The 18,178-nt window shown below is 37.7% G+C and carries 13 protein-coding genes; 2 read left to right on the top strand and 11 right to left on the bottom strand.

Annotated elements, in window-relative coordinates; translation table 11 throughout:
• Positions 1 to 270 precede the first annotated feature (270 nt).
• The gene (katG, locus tag AC4QJR_RS09965; protein ID WP_496526045.1) at positions 271 to 2,469 is read right to left on the bottom strand and encodes a catalase/peroxidase HPI; all 2,199 of its coding nucleotides are present in this window, start codon (positions 2,467 to 2,469) and stop codon (positions 271 to 273) included.
• Between the two features lie 813 nt (positions 2,470 to 3,282).
• A complete protein-coding gene (locus tag AC4QJR_RS09960) occupies positions 3,283 to 3,471 on the bottom strand; it encodes a hypothetical protein (RefSeq protein ID WP_496526044.1) in 189 nt (62 codons plus the stop codon).
• 625 nt (positions 3,472 to 4,096) lie between these two features.
• Between AC4QJR_RS09960 and AC4QJR_RS09955 the strand changes: the two genes are divergently transcribed.
• Positions 4,097 to 4,441: a hypothetical protein gene (locus AC4QJR_RS09955; protein ID WP_496526043.1), complete on the top strand. Its 345-nt coding sequence runs from the start codon at positions 4,097 to 4,099 to the stop codon at positions 4,439 to 4,441.
• A gap of 719 nt (positions 4,442 to 5,160) precedes the next feature.
• Here AC4QJR_RS09955 and aspA read toward each other — a convergent pair.
• The 7 genes from aspA to AC4QJR_RS09920 all read right to left on the bottom strand — a co-directional run bounded on the left by aspA (position 5,161) and on the right by AC4QJR_RS09920 (position 13,782).
• Positions 5,161 to 6,591, bottom strand: coding sequence for an aspartate ammonia-lyase (gene aspA, locus AC4QJR_RS09950; RefSeq protein WP_496526042.1), 1,431 nt, complete (start codon positions 6,589 to 6,591; stop codon positions 5,161 to 5,163).
• Between the two features lie 126 nt (positions 6,592 to 6,717).
• On the bottom strand, positions 6,718 to 8,118 hold the full coding sequence (locus tag AC4QJR_RS09945; protein WP_496526041.1) for a M20 family metallopeptidase: 1,401 nt from the start codon (positions 8,116 to 8,118) through the stop codon (positions 6,718 to 6,720).
• A 27-nt stretch (positions 8,119 to 8,145) separates the two neighbouring features.
• Positions 8,146 to 9,522 (bottom strand): M20 family metallopeptidase, encoded by a 1,377-nt coding sequence (locus tag AC4QJR_RS09940; RefSeq protein ID WP_496526652.1) that lies wholly within the window; start codon positions 9,520 to 9,522, stop codon positions 8,146 to 8,148.
• A gap of 96 nt (positions 9,523 to 9,618) precedes the next feature.
• On the bottom strand, positions 9,619 to 10,857 hold the full coding sequence (locus AC4QJR_RS09935; protein WP_496526040.1) for an MFS transporter: 1,239 nt from the start codon (positions 10,855 to 10,857) through the stop codon (positions 9,619 to 9,621).
• A gap of 420 nt (positions 10,858 to 11,277) precedes the next feature.
• Positions 11,278 to 11,724 (bottom strand): Crp/Fnr family transcriptional regulator, encoded by a 447-nt coding sequence (locus AC4QJR_RS09930; protein WP_496526039.1) that lies wholly within the window; start codon positions 11,722 to 11,724, stop codon positions 11,278 to 11,280.
• A gap of 228 nt (positions 11,725 to 11,952) precedes the next feature.
• Positions 11,953 to 13,158 (bottom strand): MFS transporter, encoded by a 1,206-nt coding sequence (locus tag AC4QJR_RS09925; protein ID WP_496526038.1) that lies wholly within the window; start codon positions 13,156 to 13,158, stop codon positions 11,953 to 11,955.
• Between the two features lie 375 nt (positions 13,159 to 13,533).
• Positions 13,534 to 13,782, bottom strand: coding sequence for a membrane dipeptidase (locus AC4QJR_RS09920; RefSeq protein WP_496526037.1), 249 nt, complete (start codon positions 13,780 to 13,782; stop codon positions 13,534 to 13,536).
• Between the two features lie 969 nt (positions 13,783 to 14,751).
• Between AC4QJR_RS09920 and AC4QJR_RS09915 the strand changes: the two genes are divergently transcribed.
• Complete coding sequence (locus AC4QJR_RS09915) at positions 14,752 to 16,827, top strand: helix-turn-helix domain-containing protein (protein ID WP_496526036.1); 2,076 nt, start codon at positions 14,752 to 14,754, stop codon at positions 16,825 to 16,827.
• 702 nt (positions 16,828 to 17,529) lie between these two features.
• On the opposite strand, the gene AC4QJR_RS09910 is transcribed toward AC4QJR_RS09915, so the two are convergent.
• Positions 17,530 to 17,706 carry a hypothetical protein gene (locus AC4QJR_RS09910; protein WP_496526035.1) on the bottom strand — a complete coding sequence of 59 codons (177 nt, stop codon included), beginning with the start codon at positions 17,704 to 17,706 and terminating at the stop codon, positions 17,530 to 17,532.
• 1 nt (position 17,707) lies between these two features.
• A complete protein-coding gene (locus AC4QJR_RS09905) occupies positions 17,708 to 18,031 on the bottom strand; it encodes a 2Fe-2S iron-sulfur cluster-binding protein (RefSeq protein ID WP_496526034.1) in 324 nt (107 codons plus the stop codon).
• Positions 18,032 to 18,178: the final 147 nt, after the last annotated feature.

Genomic DNA, 18,178 nt, shown 5'->3' with positions numbered 1-18,178 from the left:
ATGAAAGAATTCAAGGTTGCAAAATTCTTTCCGAGGTTATTTATAATCACTCCCCATATTTTTCTTTAACTTAAGAATGAGCTGTTATATACCAAGGCCAGTGGGTCAGTCCCCCACCATATTAAAGTATCAATTTATTGGGGGGACTGGCTCCTAGATTGGCTGCTATCATTTCCACAACAATCCTAAATCAAAAAACAGGCCCAAACCTTTTTGTTCAAAGGTTTAGGCCTGTTTGTATTTTACTCTAATTAGATTTTTAACTTGTTACTATGAAAAGCCTAGCAGTTGAGCTTTCTTCAACCGAAGGTCGAAGCGATCTGCATTCATAACTTTGACCCAAGCAGCTATAAAATCACGTACAAACTTCTCTTTGTTATCATCTTGAGCATAAACTTCTGCTATGGCACGTAGAACGGAGTTTGAACCAAACACTAGGTCAACACTAGTTGCTGTACGTACAACTACTCCTGTCTTGCGATCACGTCCTTCAAAAACGTCACCGCCTACAGGCGTCCACGCTATTCCCATGTCAAGTAAGTTAATAAAGAAGTCGTTAGTAAGTGTGCCTAAACGATTAGTGAAAACTCCGTGTTTCGTGCCACCGAAGTAAGTACCTAATACACGCATCCCGCCAATAAGTGCAGTCATTTCTGGTGCAGTTAGGCCTAGAAGTTGCGCCTTGTCAACTAGCAGCTCTGCCGCACTTACACGATACTGTTCCTTTTGATAGTTGCGGAAACCATCAGCGATAGGTTCTAGCACGGCAAAACTTTCTAAGTCAGTTTGCTCTTGGGTTGCATCGCCACGTCCTGGAGCGAAAGGAACTGTTACATCAAAACCTGCATCTTTTGCTGCTTTTTCTATTGCCGCACTACCACCTAGTACAATCAAGTCAGCCATACTAACTTTCTTTCCTAGATGACTTTGAATGCTTTCTAGTACAGAAAGTACTTTGGTAAGTTGTTCCGGCTGATTTACTTCCCAATCCTTCTGTGGAGCAAGACGGATGCGAGCACCATTTGCACCGCCACGCATATCTGAGCCGCGGTACGTACTTGCTGAAGCCCAAGCAGTTGTTACTAATTCGTTGATAGTAAGTTCTGAGTCTAAGATCATGACTTTGATCTTATCAACTTCTGCATCTGTTAAGGCATATTCAACAGCCGGTACAGGGTCTTGCCAGATAAGAATTTCTTCTGGAACTTCTGGGCCTAGATATCTTGAACGAGGCCCCATGTCACGATGTGTTAGTTTAAACCAAGCACGTGCAAATACATCCGCAAACTCTTCTGGATTCTCATGAAAACGACGAGATATCTTTTCGTATTCTGGATCATAACGCAATGCCATATCGGCAGTAGTCATCATAGTCGGAACACGAACGGATGAATCTTCTGCATCCGGTGCAAGATCCTTCTCATCAGGGTTTACCGCAAGCCACTGATAGGCACCTGCAGGACTCTTTGTAAGCCACCATTGATATCCAAATAATAAATCAAAGTAACCATTATCCCACTGTGTTGGACTAGCAGTCCAAGCACCTTCAATACCGCTGGTGATGGTGTCATGACCTTTACCGCTGCCATGTGTGCTTAACCAGCCTAAGCCCATTGTTTCAATTGGAGCAGCTTCTGGTTCTGGACCAACATGAGCAGCATCTCCTGCACCGTGTGCCTTACCAAAAGTATGGCCGCCGGCTATTAATGCTACTGTTTCTTCATCGTCCATTCCCATACGTGCAAAGGTTTCGCGTATGTCACGACCACTTGCAAGCGGATCTGGATTACCATTTGGACCTTCTGGGTTAACATAGATAAGACCCATCTGAACGGCTGCAAGTGGGTTCTCAAGCTCACGATCACCTGTATATCGCTTATCACCTAACCATTCTGATTCAGTCCCCCAGTAAATGTCTTCTTCTGGATGCCAAACATCTGCGCGTCCTCCACCAAACCCAAATGTCTTTCCGCCCATTGATTCAATAGCGACATTACCTGTAAGAATAAATAAGTCAGCCCATGAAATCTTGTTGCCATACTTTTGCTTAATCGGCCAAAGTAGTCGACGAGCTTTATCGAGGTTACCGTTGTCAGGCCAACTGTTAAGTGGCGCAAAACGCTGTGTGCCAGTACCACCGCCACCACGGCCGTCACCCGTACGATATGTACCAGCGGAGTGCCAAGCCATACGGATAAAGAATGGACCATAATGTCCATAGTCAGCTGGCCACCAATCTTGACTGTTTGTCATTAAATCGCGAAGATCCTGTTTAAGGGCATAGTAGTCTAACTTTTTAAATTCTTCTGCATAATCAAAGTCTTCTCCCATAGGGTTTGATTTTCTGTCATGCTGATGGAGAATGTTCAAGTTCAACTGGTTAGGCCACCAGTCTCGATTAGTCGTACTCCTAGAATTGTTACTTGCAGCGCCGCCGTGAAACGGGCACTTTCCAATATTAGCATCCATTCGTTTTTCTCCTCCCTATTCTTGTGAATTAAGCAGTAAATAATTATGTCTCTTTTATTAAGAAGCTTACAAACTGGTTGTATTAATTATTATGATTCAATTCTACTAAACTATTACTTAAAATTGAAAAAATAACCAATTTTATCACAAATTTGTAATATTTTCCGCAAATGCTGTTATACCAAGTTTTTACCGCATTGTATTTTCTTGTTTTCGTAATTTCAAAAAAGAATACCCCTTTCCTGCATCAGTGCAGAATGAACAAGTTGATTCGCTCATCCTGACGTTTTGATAGGTGCGGTTTGACACAAAGAGATACAGCAATACCATAGATTACTTAAGTAGATTACTTCAGAGAGGCTCTGTTATAGCTGAATGTTGATTTCATTATGTTGGAAAAATAAACGGTAAAATTCCGTTTAAATTGGGAAATATCCACATTTCCCTAAAAATAAAGAGTTTTTCCGTTTATACTATCTAAATCTTTGGATTATGTCTTATTTAGAGCAGTTAATCGGAATTTCTCCGCTTATATCTGCTTCTTAAGCCCCAATATTTACATTAGCCGGAAATTCTCCGCCTATGTATTCTCATACCTATACAAAAATCTCATAGATACGTACGGTTTTGATGGATTGCCAAATAACTGTGCCTATTATACTCTTGCACACGCTTTGGTTTCACTGTTTAGTCAAGATAGAAATATATTAAAGGTTTGGGCTTTTAGCACATTGCGGTGCAAGAAGCCCAAACCTCCAATGTTTGACTTAGAATTACTACATAGACACTATTGAAGCTAACAATATCATATATCTAAGTAACTCGAATTCTACCAACTCTTCTATTTCGATTAGGATGCTTATTATTCAGTGATCTTTGGGATTTAGGAATACCTGGAAGTGATATGAGGCCAGCCTTAAACAGGGTATATCCGATAAAGGTAGCAAAAATCGAACTTCCGATCAGAAACCAGATGAGTCTTCTGCCAACATTGCGTAACATGTTTTCACCTCTTTAACCTCTTATTGATGATAAATATGATGAAATCATCTTTTTTATGTCGTCTCATTCAACTCTGCCATCCTTCTTCACTTTCGAGAATTCCAGGGAATCACTTAAAACGTAATAGTTTGGGTGCGGGAGGAGGTTCTTACTTTTCCCCACCAAATCTAAGCTTCAATAGGAAACCATGCATAAGCAGGAAAACCATAATTCCCATCGTTTGAAAGGTTCCTACCATGGTCTTAATCGAGAAACTTCCTCTTAGTTTATTCCTATAAGTAATAATATAATTTCCATCGGCAGAGTTCGCCACGAATAAAAGGATCCAGCTAAGGACGATTAACAATGCACCCAGGACAATAAAAACAGTATGTAATTTACTTTTATCCAAATAGATTAAGAGATTAGTATTAGAAAACCGAGGAGTGCTACAACAACATAAAACCACCAAAAGGATTCAGCACCAACTTTAACTAACAAAACCATATACTGAATCGTAAAACCCAAACTCATTAAAAAAATAGAAACACTATAGAAGCAGGATGTCATGAATTCCCTTTTGTTGTTTTTTCCCATTAATATTAAAAAACGATGATGCTAGGAATTCCTATGACCCAATTTATAAATGCCAATCCATTTTAAACATGGTGAGACAGTTGGGGTTTCAGTAAAACAAATCTCTAAGAATCTAAGCGAAGTGGAGAAAAAGGTGGAGTTCCTTCTCAAAACGTTGTTCGCTGAAAAAGACGAATATCAAAAAGAAAAATTTATCAAGACCTTTTGTGAGCATTTGACTTATTTTGAGGAAGTTCTTTGCTATGAACGTGGCATTCATCCCAATCAGATACCCAATAACAGTGCCGTTATTGCTCGGAATAAGGACCAGTACATACGAAAAGTTGAAGAAGTAAAGAACAGGATGGAGTTACAAATCGAACGACTTTCTGAGCATTTGACTGTTTTTATATAAAGCCATCATTATTAGTAGATATTGGGGCTAAATTGGTACCGTATGGATATGGTACCCCAACGCATTTATCAACTAATGCTCCCTTTAGTTAATATTTTCTATTTATTCAATCTCAAAAGTTGAGCAATAATATCAGAATGGAAATTATTATATATGTTTAAATATATTTTAATATCATTATTGACATATAGGGTAAAAAATGAAATAAATCAATCCTAGATTTAATTCATTTAGAGTAAAACTAGTGCTCAACAGGAGTTCTTTACATATATATAAAGCCTGGAATATTCATTTTCGAGACTTTCAGTTTTTGCAATTCCTCTTTAACGAGCTTGAGATCTATTAGGGAACCAAACAATTTAGGTTTAGGTAGGTAAAAATGGATTTTAATAACCGAATCGTGAATTTAAAAATTAAAAATAAGAATCAATTAACATATCAATTCAATGATTCATACTTCATTTCAAAAATAGGCTGTGTTAAATTTGGCTGTTGATTTCCGCTCAAGGCACTTGCTTTCCAAGGACCTGCCGGGGAGCCTCCTCAGCCCCGTACTCCCACAGGAGTCAAGTGACTTCCGCTACAATCAAACAGGTTAAAAAATCACCAATGTCCTTTAACACAGCCTAAAAATAAAAAAGAACATCCTCATTCAAGAGAGATGTTCTCGCACATTAGATATCCATGCAAATCAATTTAAAAGTCAATTATATATTACATTATTCTCTTTCAAGCAAAGCAGCTCCTGCAATTCCGGGGTGTGTCATTTCATATGGATCAAGTATCAAATTAAGTTCCTCTTCTGTTAACACATCATATTTCAAACATAGATCCCTTATTGGAGCACTCGATAAAATGGCCTCCCTGGCAATTCGAGCTGCAACTTCGTACCCAATATGAGGGTTAACAGCTGTTAGCACTCCAACACTCTTCTCTACATACTCTTTTAGTCTATCTTCATTTGCCTTTATTCCTTTTATGCAATGGGATGTAAATGTGCGGAAAGCATTATTCATAATGCTGATTGATTGTAGCAAATTAAAAACCAGGACAGGCTCCATGACATTTAATTCAAGCTGCCCCGCTTCCGATGCAAGGCAGATTGTATGGTCATTGCCAATAACTTGAAAAGCTACCTGATTTACAACTTCTGCCATTACCGGGTTAACTTTACCAGGCATGATGGAAGAGCCCGGCTGCCTGGCAGGTAAAGTGATTTCGCCCAAACCTGCTCTTGGACCTGAAGCCATTAATCGCAAATCATTGGCGATTTTTGATATATTCATCATACAAACTTTTAGTGCCCCGGATACTTCTGTGTAAGCATCTGTATTTTGCGTTGCATCAACAAGATGTTCAGCACCAATTAGTGGCAGGCTGCTAATATCAGCAAGATGTTTTACGACCAATTCTATATAACGGGGATCGGCGTTTAATCCGGTTCCGACAGCAGTCGCTCCCATGTTTACTTCATATAAGTGCTGGCGTGATTGTTTAATACGCTTGATATCACGTTCAATAACTCGGCTATATGCTTCAAACTCCTGTCCAAGCCGGATGGGCACTGCATCCTGAAGATGGGTGCGCCCCATTTTTATAACATGACTAAATTCTTGAACTTTTTGCTGAAAAACTGTCTGCATATCTTCCATTGTTGCCAACAATTTTTCTAATAGCTTAAGAACCGCAATATGAATCGCTGTAGGAAAAGAATCATTTGTCGATTGTGACATATTTACATGGGTATTGGGACTGCAGTGGAAATAGTCACCCTTTTCTTTTCCTAACAACTCAATCACACGGTTGGCAAGGACTTCGTTAACATTCATGTTAATCGACGTTCCTGCTCCTCCTTGGATTGGATCGACGATGATTTGGTCGTGCCATTTGCCATCAATCATTTCATCGGCCGCCTTGACAATCGCTTCTCCAATACTAGAATTAAGCCGTTTGACGTCCATATTTGCAAGTGCAGCTGCTTTTTTCACCATAGCCATTGCCTTAATTAATTCCCCATGGATCCTGTACCCTGTTATTGGAAAATTTTCAACAGCACGGAGTGTTTGGATCCCGTAATAGGCTTTGGCAGGAACTTCCTTTGTACCTAAAAAATCCTTCTCGGTTCGTAATTGGTTCTTAATAACTGACATCCTTTAACACGGTCCTTTCCTTTATTAAAGCAAATTCCTGTTACGTTCCAATTAAAAAAATAGTTTAAATTTGTATTTCTTTTCAACAAAGGGAGAGACTGTAGTCCCTCCTTTTATTGACATGTTTTAGAACTTTTTTAAGGATTTTGGTTTGGATTCAGGTGGAATAAGCGATGAATACACTTCCCCACCTAGTTGTTTTTGGTGCTCTTCCTTTGCTCTTTGAATGAGCTCAGGATTTTGCATCACTTCAATCGCAGATGCCGCAATTACTTTTCCAGCTAACAGCATTCCTTTATGCGCAATTGATGATTTCCCTTGCGCTACCAATTGCCAACTATGAAAAGGTGTTGCAAAAGCGCATGTGGTTACATATATTTGGCCTGTAGGTACAAGCCAGCTTACGTCTCCCACATCTGTAGAACCAGCTAGGAAGCCTGTTTCTCCTGAATACGGATTAACCGTAGCTGAAATTGTTTTTCCACCACTTTTAAGAATTATCTTTTTTTCTTCTTCCGAGTACGTGGATTGCATAGCTTTCGCAAAATCTAATTCTTCTTTGTTGTAGGAAGCAGCCCCTATTTTTTCAAAATGATTGTGCATGATCTTACCTAACGCTATATTAGGTATTAAATCGGCAGAAGCTGCATCAAATTGAATCTCCAGTTCCGTTCCGGTCATCAAAGCAGCTCCCCTAGCATTATCATCAATTCTGGAAAGTATTTCTTTTACCTGGTGCATCTTAGGGGCCCGAATTTTGTATAATACCTCGGCCTCAGCCTGTACCACATTCGGGGCAGAACCACCGGCATTGGTGATGGCGTAATGCAGTCTTGCATCCGGGATGATATGCTCCCGCAAAAAGTTTGTTCCGACATTCATTAGCCCAACAGCATCTAACGCACTTCGACCCAAATGTGGACTAAACGAAGCATGACTGCTTTTTCCCTTAAATTTGTAATAAACCTGGCAAGTAGCCAGCATTTTGCAATTATAGGCCATATTTTCGTCAAAGGGATGCCACGTGAAGGCAATGTCTACATCATCAAACAAACCTGCCCTGGCCATGAACGCCTTCCCGCCTCCGCCTTCCTCAGCGGGGCAACCATAATAGCGCACTGTACCCTTCAATCCATACTGCTTCATGTAATATCTAATTGCAATCGCTGCTGCGAGTGATCCCGTCCCCAAAAGATTATGTCCGCATCCATGTCCGTTACCATCTTTTACAATATCTTCTTTAAGAGCTACGCCAGCTTTCTGGCTTAAATTTGGCAAGGCGTCGTATTCTCCCAAGATCGCAATCACAGGAGCCCCAGTTCCATAGCTTCCAACAAAAGCCGTTTTAATCCCCCCAGCCTCACTTTCAACCTGAAATCCCTCTTCTTCAAGGATTCTGCATAAATGCTCAGCTGATTGGAATTCCTCGTATTTTGTTTCCGCAAAATCCCAAATTTTATCACTTAATGCAATTAATTTTTCACGTTTTTCCTCAATAATCTCTGATATCATTTGGTAATAATCCATATATTCACCTCCAATTTTTTACTGAAATTATAAAACAGGCTCCGGCTTCCTTTCCGGCGGAATCAGTGATCTGTATTCTTCTCCTGCTAATTGTTCTTGATGTTCTGCCTTCGCCTTTTGAACAAGTTCAGGATTTTGTAGTACTTCTATAGCAGATGCCGCAATTACTTTGCCAGCTAACAGCATTCCTTTATGGGCAACGGAGGATTTCCCCTGGGCAACCAATTGCCAACTATGATTCGGTGTTCCGAAAGCGAATGAAGTAACGTAGACTTGTCCAGTAGGCACAATCCAACTTACATCGCCAACATCCGTAGAAGCTGCAAGAAAGTCCGGTTCAACATTGTAAGGGTTAATGGTGTCAGCAATTACCTTGTTCTTTTTTCTAAGTACCTGCTTTTCATCTTCAGTGAAAGAAGCCTGGATTGCTTTCGCAAATTCGAGTTCCTCTTGGCTATAAGAGACAGCACCGATTTTAACAAACTGATCATGCATTATTGAACTTAATGTAACATTGGGAATCAAATCTGCTGAAGCCGAATCAAATTGAACCTCCAACTGCGTTCCTGTCATTAAAGCAGCACCCCGCGCTATATCATGAACTCTATCAAGAATTTCTTTAACCTGATTCATCCTAGGTGCCCGTATTTTATATAAAACTTCAGCCTCCGCCTGAACAACATTCGGTGCAAAACCACCGGTATTTGTAATTGCATAATGCAATCTTGCCTCCGGGATGATATGTTCTCTCAAAAAGTTTGCTCCCACATTCATTAATTCTACTGCATCCAATGCACTTCTCCCCAAATGCGGACTAAATGAAGCATGGCTGCTTTTTCCCTCAAATTTGAAATAAACTTGACAAGTTGCCAACATTCTCGCGTTATATGCAAGATTCTCTTCCCAAGGATGCCACGTAAATGCAACGTCAACATCCTGAAACGCCCCTGCTCTCGCCATGAATGCTTTTCCACTGCCACCTTCTTCTGCTGGGCAACCATAATAGCGTATAGTACCCCTTAGTCCGTTCGATTCCATATAATGGCGAATCGCTATCGCTGCAGCCAGGGATCCAGTCCCAAGAAGATGATGTCCACAGCCATGTCCGTTTCCATCCGGGACAAGCTCTTCTTTAACTGAAACATTAGCCCTCTGACTTAATCCAGATAAAGCATCATATTCTCCTAAAATAGCAATAACAGGACTTCCACTTCCGTAACTACCAATGAATGCAGTTTCAATTCCTCCGATATTTCTCTCCACTTGAAAGCCTTCATCTTCAAGTGCAGAACATATTAATTTCGATGACTGAAATTCTTCATAACGAGTTTCGCAAAATCCCCAAATTACATCACTCATTTCAATAAGCTTTTGTTTTTTTTGTTCTATTATATTTGATATCATTTGATGGTAACTCAATAAATTTCACTCCATTTTCAATAATTGGATTAGTACGATTGGCTGAAGTAGGTTTTTAGATTCATATTTTCTTTTACTAATTTACTGGGCGTTTTGTAAAGAATTTGGTTCTTCCATGCTGTCCCTTTTGGTATTTACCGTAAGTCCTATGACCAAAACTACTAGAGAAGAGGCTACAAGGAACATGAAGGCTGCATTATAATTTTGATTAAATGCACTAATTAAATAACCGATAAGTGCAGGGGTAATAGTCGAACCAATTTGTCCTCCGGTATTAATAATCCCTGTAGCTGTACCTACAGAATTCTCTGATATATATTTCATAGGTAGTACAAACACAGTTATATTCAGAGCATTAAGAAACACATTAGACAAGGATAGATATGCAAATGCAAGTGGGATTGATTGCGTATTAAACATCAGATAGATGAACAAAGCGGAAAGAAATCCGCAAATAACAAAAATAAATTTCTCACGACCGGCTAAAAATTTATCCAGTAGCCAACCACTAAAAAGGAAAGAACAGAATCCTAAAATATAGGGAACAGATGAATACATTCCCATGGACACCATATCCATATGTTTGACGTTTACCCAGTACGATGGCATCCAGCTTTGAAGTCCCCAAAATGCCATGTTGGTAAAGCAAGCTGCGATCAACAGTTTCCAAACCAGGGGATTTTTTAATGAAGCTTTTACAATACTCTTGTCTTTACTTTTTTTCTGTAGCTTTGCTTCTTCTTTCTTATCGTTTTCCTGGATGGTAGTCCAAAGAAGAACAGCAATTGCCAGTCCCACAAAGCCTAAAAATAGGAACATCCACTTCCAACCAATGGAAGTAATCAACAAAGTACAAATAATCGAACCAATCGCAAACCCTACCGAGGCACCGGCTGATATTACAGATTTGGCCCTTGCCCGCGCCTTCCTTTGAAAATTATCAACAATGGCGACAGAACAGCTCGCAGGAAAAGCCCCTTCTCCAATGCCAAGCAATAAACGAGAACCGATCAATGAAAAAGCGGACCGTGAAAGACCAGTTAAGCAGGTGGCTAGGGACCAAATAACAACAGCACTAGGTAATACTTTTTTAATTCCATACTTATCAGCTAAATATCCTCCAATAAATTGCATAATCCCATAAGCTAGGAAAAAGCTGCTTAAAACGAGTCCGACTGTTCCCGATGATAAATTCAAATCCTTAGAAATAGGGACAATGGCAAAATTCATCGCGGATTTATCAATAAAATTAAGAATCTGGGCAATAAATAACACCCCTATAAGCAAATAACTCTTTTTAAAATTCTGAAACGCTTTCATTAAATCTACCCCCGATATAATTTTTTTTAACGGTTAACCTACTCATATAAATAACCTCATCGACTTATTGAATATTTTAAATTATCCTTACAATAATAAAAATGTAGGTTTCTAACTATTTTTTATTATTTTTATGTATTTTTGTACACTATAAGGTTTGACACCTATTAAAAGCCTAAAGATAAATACATAATCCCCTATTTCTCTTCCTTCGAGTTTAATGAACCTAATTGGCATACTGGATATACTTTGCTTCAGAAAAAAAATAATACTTGTTATTCTCTATGAATACACATAAACATACACATAACTGTACACAGAAAAAAATCCCAGAACCAAATTATTGTTCTGGAATTCTTTTTCACGTTTTTAATTATTTATAAATGCTGTGCATTTATATGTTCCATGTCATACTATCTTTTAAAAAACAAAATTCCGAAGACCTTCTTTATCAACGATATAGATATGATTCTTAATCTTTTCTACCAATTTGTTCTTCCTTAAGGAACTAATGACTTTCGATATTGTAGCTCGTGAAGTTCCAACAAGATTTGCCAATTCCTGGTCCGTCAAGCGTACTGAAATTTTCAAACCATCGGAAGTGTCTGAACCTATATCCTGGGATAACATTAGCAAGGTATAGCAAAGTCTTTTTTCAACCGTCAAGAACGCCATTGTACTTAATTGAAACGTTAAATGATGGACCTTGGCACCCATCTCCTGAAGAAAAGGCAACATCCATTCAGGCTTATTTGATAAAAAACAAATTAAAGTAGATACCTTAACTTTTATAATAGTGGAAGGATTCGCCACGATCGCTGTCGTAAACTGCGGAATCTGGTTAATAGCAGAAATAATTCCCAGCATACCCCCTTCTTGGTTAATCAAAGTTTTCTCAGAACCATTTTCCCAATAAACAACAATTTTACTAGCCTTCAACTAAATAATAAAAATAGTTGGTTTTGTCGCCTTGAGTAAATAAACAAGTACCAGCTTCATACTGAACAGGTGTACCAATAGCATGAAAAAGTTCTTGAGAAGAGTAACCACCTTTTAGCCAAAATGATTATTTTCCAACTTCTTTTATTAAAAAAGTTAATTTTTCTGAATTAAATTATGATTCATCCTCGTGCTAACATTTTTTCCGTGAACAATATGATACAAAATGATGGTTAAGAACACCATAACTGCCAGGATAGCGTACATTCCCCGAAAATGTACAATTGGAACGATCATTCCTGTTAAAAATGGGCCTATTCCCATCCCCGCTTCAAAACAAATGAAAAATGTCGAGGTAGCAAGTCCTACCCGGTGCTTCGGAGATCGTTTAATCGCAATTGCTTGTGCACAGGACAGGATCGTTCCGTACCCCAAAGCAACCATCATGCTTGCGATTAAAAGAACGAAGCCATTCTGGGCTCCACTCAGTAATAATAGGCTTAATGAGAACATTAGTAAGGCAGGATAAATGACAATATTATCCCCTTTAAGGTCAAGCAGTTTCCCTGTAAAAGGTCTGGAAATAAATAAAAAGACAGCATATACAATAAAAAAGAGGCTTGCTGCATCTTCTAAGTTAATTTCTATCGCATAATTGTTTAGAAAAGAAACAATTCCTGAATAGGCAATTCCAACCAAGACCATCATAAGCGAAATTGGAACTGCTTTACTTTCAATGAAATCAGGTATTTTAAATCCTGATTTTAATATTTGGAGCTGTTCTTTGGTGATGTTTGCTTCGGGAATTTTTGAAAATAACATGATTATCAGCGTTATCACAGAAAGAATCGTACAGGTTACAAAAATAAATTTATACTCTGCATGCTGCGTTATTAGCAGGCCAATGAAGGGGCCAAGTGCCGTTGCAGCTGTTGGACTTAATGCGAAGTAACTCGTTCCTTCACCGCGCCTCTCATGTGGGATTAAGTCCATGGCTGAAGCTGTCATGGCTGTATTGGCAATACCAAAAGCTGCCCCATGAATGACACGAATGACTAGTAGTAAGGTTAGGCTGCTAGCCGGAAAGTAAAGCAGTCCTGCAATTAGAAATAAAAGTAAACTGTTGAATATCAAGTTTTTACGGCCGATAACTTCCATATATTTTCCTGCCAAGGGTCGCGAAATCACGGCCCCAATTAAAAAGATACTGGAAGCAAACCCAGCTTTACTTTGTGAAGCATGAAAATGTTCATAGGCATAAATGGTTAGTGTGGTCATTAATATATAGAAAATAAGAGCCACAAAGAAGCTTGCTAACCATAAAACGCTAAAATCCTTTGTCCACAACTTTGGTTTACTCAATAATTTCCCCTCCAAACGATTACCAACTGTAGACTCTATGGTTATTAGACCACTCTAATTTCCTACAAAAATCTTGTTAGTTTAAATATTCTCTTAATACCCGCAGTGCATTGTCACAGGTGATTTTTTGAATATCTTTTACTTTATAGTCATGTTTAATCATCCAATTAATCATATTTTTCGTTAATTCTTTTGGATTTTCCAAGCCTTTAACATAGGATGACTCTTCAAAACTTTCACCATGTGATTCACTAAGAGACAGCTTGTCATCAAATGTGTGCTGTAATCCTACATGATCTCCAAAAATGTGTCGGGCCCAAGTCCCACATGTTCTACTCCAACTAGATCAATTAAATATTCTAAATGCTCCATCACTTATTCAATGTTATGTTTGTTTGGATTTTCTTCTGATAGAGTGGTATTGGGTGCAACACAAACGCCGATTACTCTTCCCTTATTCGCACAAGCCTTTAGGACTTCGTCTGATTTCATTCTTTGTGAGTTCCAGACCGCCCGTGCACCTGCATGGGTGATAAAGACAGGTACTTCACTTGCCTCAATAACATACAAACTCGTCTGATTTCCACAATGTGAGATGTCAATCCCCATCCCCATTCGATTCATACTTCGCACTTTAACCCGTTGGTAGATGTCAAAAACGAGATTCCATCCATGAAGTTATCAAATAGTACGTCTATTCCGGATAAGGACATTCCTTCAAAATCGTAGACTGTATAAAGCTGCCGGCAATAAGAGATAATATCTTCTTTATTCTTAGGAACCACAAAGCCTTGATCTCAAAGGGAAACAATTGGATAGTATATTAATAAGGTTTAAAATCTCTTTTCTTGAACTTCTCTTAGTTTAATTTCTTCCGTCTGCGGATATTTTTTGGACTGTGGCAGTTGGAAAGGTTTTTAGTGTTTTCCTGGAGTTAAATATTGAAAGGACTGATACCCATCATAGTTCTTTAAATTCATATTTTCGACCTCACTTTTTGTATATTGATCCTATTGCTATAGGCCTAACTCTCATCTCTTTAAATTTTATCAAATTATTCAAAAAATTTAACAATAGCTTATTTTATAGCAATTTACTTACTCAAACAATTTAGCTTTAGGCCTGAAAATATGGTTTTTACAACCAAATCGTACAGTAAATATTCATCTTGAACATGTTAGTTAATCCAATAATAAAAAACTCATATGTCAGGCCTTGGTTCTTACGCCAAGCCTGAATAGGAGTTTTTCCCATGATTATATTTTGACTTTAAATCTTGAAACAAACGATTCCGCACCTCTCATAAGCAAGGAAAAAACTGCTTAAAACGTTTCAGGATGTTTCCGTTGGTCATTTCAATCTTTTGACATAGGAATGATGGTAAAATTGTTCGCAGATTTAATTATAAAACTTTGTAAGCGTATTCATATAACTCACTCCTCTATTTATCTATTTGACTGTTAACTTAATCAAATAACAAATTCCTCTCGACTATATGCTTATTTTAAACTATTATAAAATGATAATATATGTAGATTTTTAACTATTATCAATATGATTTATGTACTTTTATACACCAAAGGAGGGACTTCAATGCCCAATATTTCTACAATCGAAAGATTCGTACATGAAAAATTCGCGGGGCTCAAATACCACGTATGGTTGGGTAAACCAAATAAAATGGAATTATGCTTAACAAATGCAGAATTCTCCCTCTCTCTTCCTTCCCAGCTAGTAAACTTACATGGGAATACCAACTATACTTTTCTACAACAAAATAATGAGGTGTACATGTCTATTCCCTTTGTAGATAACGAGCGGGTAATCCTGTATTTGTCAGGTAACTGCAGTTCTCTTAATCGAACTGATTTCGATCAGTTTTATCTCCTATTTTCCGGTTTTTATTATACGGAGATTAGTAAATCCGACAATAATGAGCTGGAAAAAATAATTGAAAGTACTCAAGCTCTTACTTCCACACTGGTTCTCAAAGAGCTGTTGAATAAAATTATCAGCATTGCACTTACTGTTATCCCTGCCGCGGACGCAGGTGTTTTCCGGCTCTTTGATACTGAAACCAAACTTTTAGTTCCACGCGCATTAGTTGGACTGAATGATGAATATTATCAATATAAAACCAAAATCGGCGAAAATATCTCTGGTAAAGTATTTGCTGATCAGATCCCAAGAATATATCATTTCCAAGAAGAAATTGTATCCGATAATGATTCTCGTGAGCATTTAATTTTTGATAAACAAAAGGATACTGCAAAGGCAATGATTATTGTTCCAGTTATGCTGGAGGAACAATGTATAGGCACGCTAGCCGTTCTCCAATTTTATAAGAGTAGAAGTTTTGCAGAGAAAGATTTAAGGTTACTAGAGGGCTTCTCCTCCCAAGTCGCTATTGCCTATAACAACGCTAAATTATATAAAGACGCCCAAACAAGATTGGAGACTGTTGAGCAATTAAGCAAAGAATTAGAGGAGAAAAACCAACTACTGCAACAAAGAATTAGTGTGCATGAAACATTAACTCAGCTGTCCATAAAAAATAAAGGGATAAAAAAAATTATTGACGAAACAGATCGGATACTAGGGATGCCTATCGGTTATGTTGACCTTTTAGATAACGAAGTATATTGGGGGAAAAATAAACAACAGAAAATAACCTTTGATATGGTATCTAATGTTATTTCAAATGAACAATGTACTCCCGTTTTTATCGAAATTCAAAATCAAGACTATTACTTTTATCCTATTGTAGTCGGTAATGTCATATTGGGTTGTATAATTGTTACTCTCTTTCACCCACTTCGTCAAATGGACATAGTCAGCATTGAACAAAGTGCTTCGGTTCTAGCACTGGAACTCGTGAAGAAAATTTCATTAACTGAACTTCATTATAAAAAAGCACACGAATATTTTAATCAGCTGCTCGAAAGTCCGGATCACGAAACCGTCATTTCAACAGCATATCAATTCAACTTTACATTTTCATCTTATTCATTTGTTGTTTTATGTGAGATCCCGAGTTCTATTGAGCCATACAAAGTAGAGGCACGAATTCAACGATTATTGTCAAAATTAAATCAGGAACTTTCGAATATAAACAAGCTTGTTTATGCTTATCACAATAAAATCACTCTTCTCATTTCCATTGAGAACGTTAATTACGCCAATACCATTGTTTATCACCTGAAAAATGTGATTAAAGAATGGGAAAAAAACGAGAAACAGAATTTATATGGCGGCATCGGTTCAACCTATCGGAATATCGAAGACATTGCAAAAAGCTATACAGAAGCGAACAAAGCCATTTCCTTTTTGCTTAACAGGAATAAACCTGGGCTAATGCGATATGAGGATATTGGGGTGAATCGATTTTTTCTAACTCATCCCAATCAAGAGATTAAGAACTATACTGAAGAAATATTCTCACGTCTACGAACTGAAAAAGCTCAAAATAGTGAGTTGGAAAAAACCCTGCTAATATATATCTCGTCAAATAAATCTGCAATAGATACTGCTAAGAAAATGCATATTCATATCAACACATTATATCAACGATTAAAAAGAATTGAAGAAGAATTAGACCTAAGCTTTGATAATCCTGATGACATGTTAAAAATTCATTTGGCTTGTCATTTAAAAGAAACTTTTAATTAAGGTAAGTGCCAGTCTCGCTTACTGTTCCAAAAACCATTAAAAAAGAAGAAGTATCAGATTGTTATCATCAGTAATTTCAAATATTGGAGATTTTTGACTAACAATTGATTACACTTCTTCTTTACAAAAGGTTAACCCTGTCTTTGGCATTCTTCTTCAAATACTTTTAAGCCCGATAGCGCACATTAGACATCTTGATTATAGGTTTTATTATATTAAGCTAGCTCTGTTGCAGAATTTCTATTCATTTCATTGCTTTTGTTAGTATTAATGGTTAAGGAAATGATTAATGTCAGAATGGCCGAAGCAACTAGAAACAGAAATAAAAGGCCCTAGTACAAATCTGTTCAGGTGGTATCCCAATAAACTGGGATTCACCTTGTTCCAATGTTCAACTCTCACTTAAGGAATGATTAAACAACTTCTGTTTTCGGATACCGTTGTACGTTATTCATCAGGTAGTCTTAACAGTCATAATCATCCCCACACCTTATTAGTGGTAGTCTCTGCCCTTTTATTGGAACCCTGTCACGAAAACATGTCAGAAATTCACGAATAGAAATTTGTTAGCCAAGATAATAATTTTCTAAATTATTAGATAAATATATCTTGCTATTCATAGCTTCAGTGAAAATTACAAAGTTTCAGCATATTAAACTTTATAGTCTGAAAAGTATTATTATTTTCATTACAAGGGATTGTCTACGAATTCTTCATAAATTGGACGCTCAACGTAAATTCTTGAACCGCTTTTAAATTGGCTCCTTCATCTACAATGGCAGCATTTATTTTAATTCCAAACTCTTTTGCTTTATTTGTAACTGCCTCAAGAATTTTCAATGCTAGCGATTGGGTTAAAGCGTATTTTTGATATAGCATCTTATTTCTCTTCCAAACTAGCTTTTTTTAGTTGGCTTTCGTAATCTTCTGCCGTAATAATACCAAGATCACTTTTAACTATCATACAACAAGCCAGAGCAAAACCATTAGCTAGTTCCTCATCAGACAGTGCGTCATGTGAACGAACCAATTCTTGCTCATATTCCCCTTCTAAAACTTTCATCTTGCACATCCCGCAGCCACCGCGCTGGCATCCTGTCGGAAATGGTATAAACTCGTTTCGAGCTGCTCTTAAAGGTGTTTGGTCTGGAGTACAATTATACTCAAATTGTTGATTTCTTACCTTTAAAGTTACTTTATACATATCGTTGCTCCTTTATTTTAGATAGACTCTCGGCATTCGCCGAGACAGAAGGGATAAGGAATCCCTTGCTCCACCTCACCTCCACCTTGTAGGGAGTCTATTATTTTGATCAATAATTTCAAACCGGAAATAAAGTGTTGAAATATT

This window comes from Neobacillus sp. BP17 (genome assembly GCF_059579525.1).
Note: the sequence above shows the minus strand (reverse complement) of the source record. Positions and strands in the feature narration are given on the sequence as shown.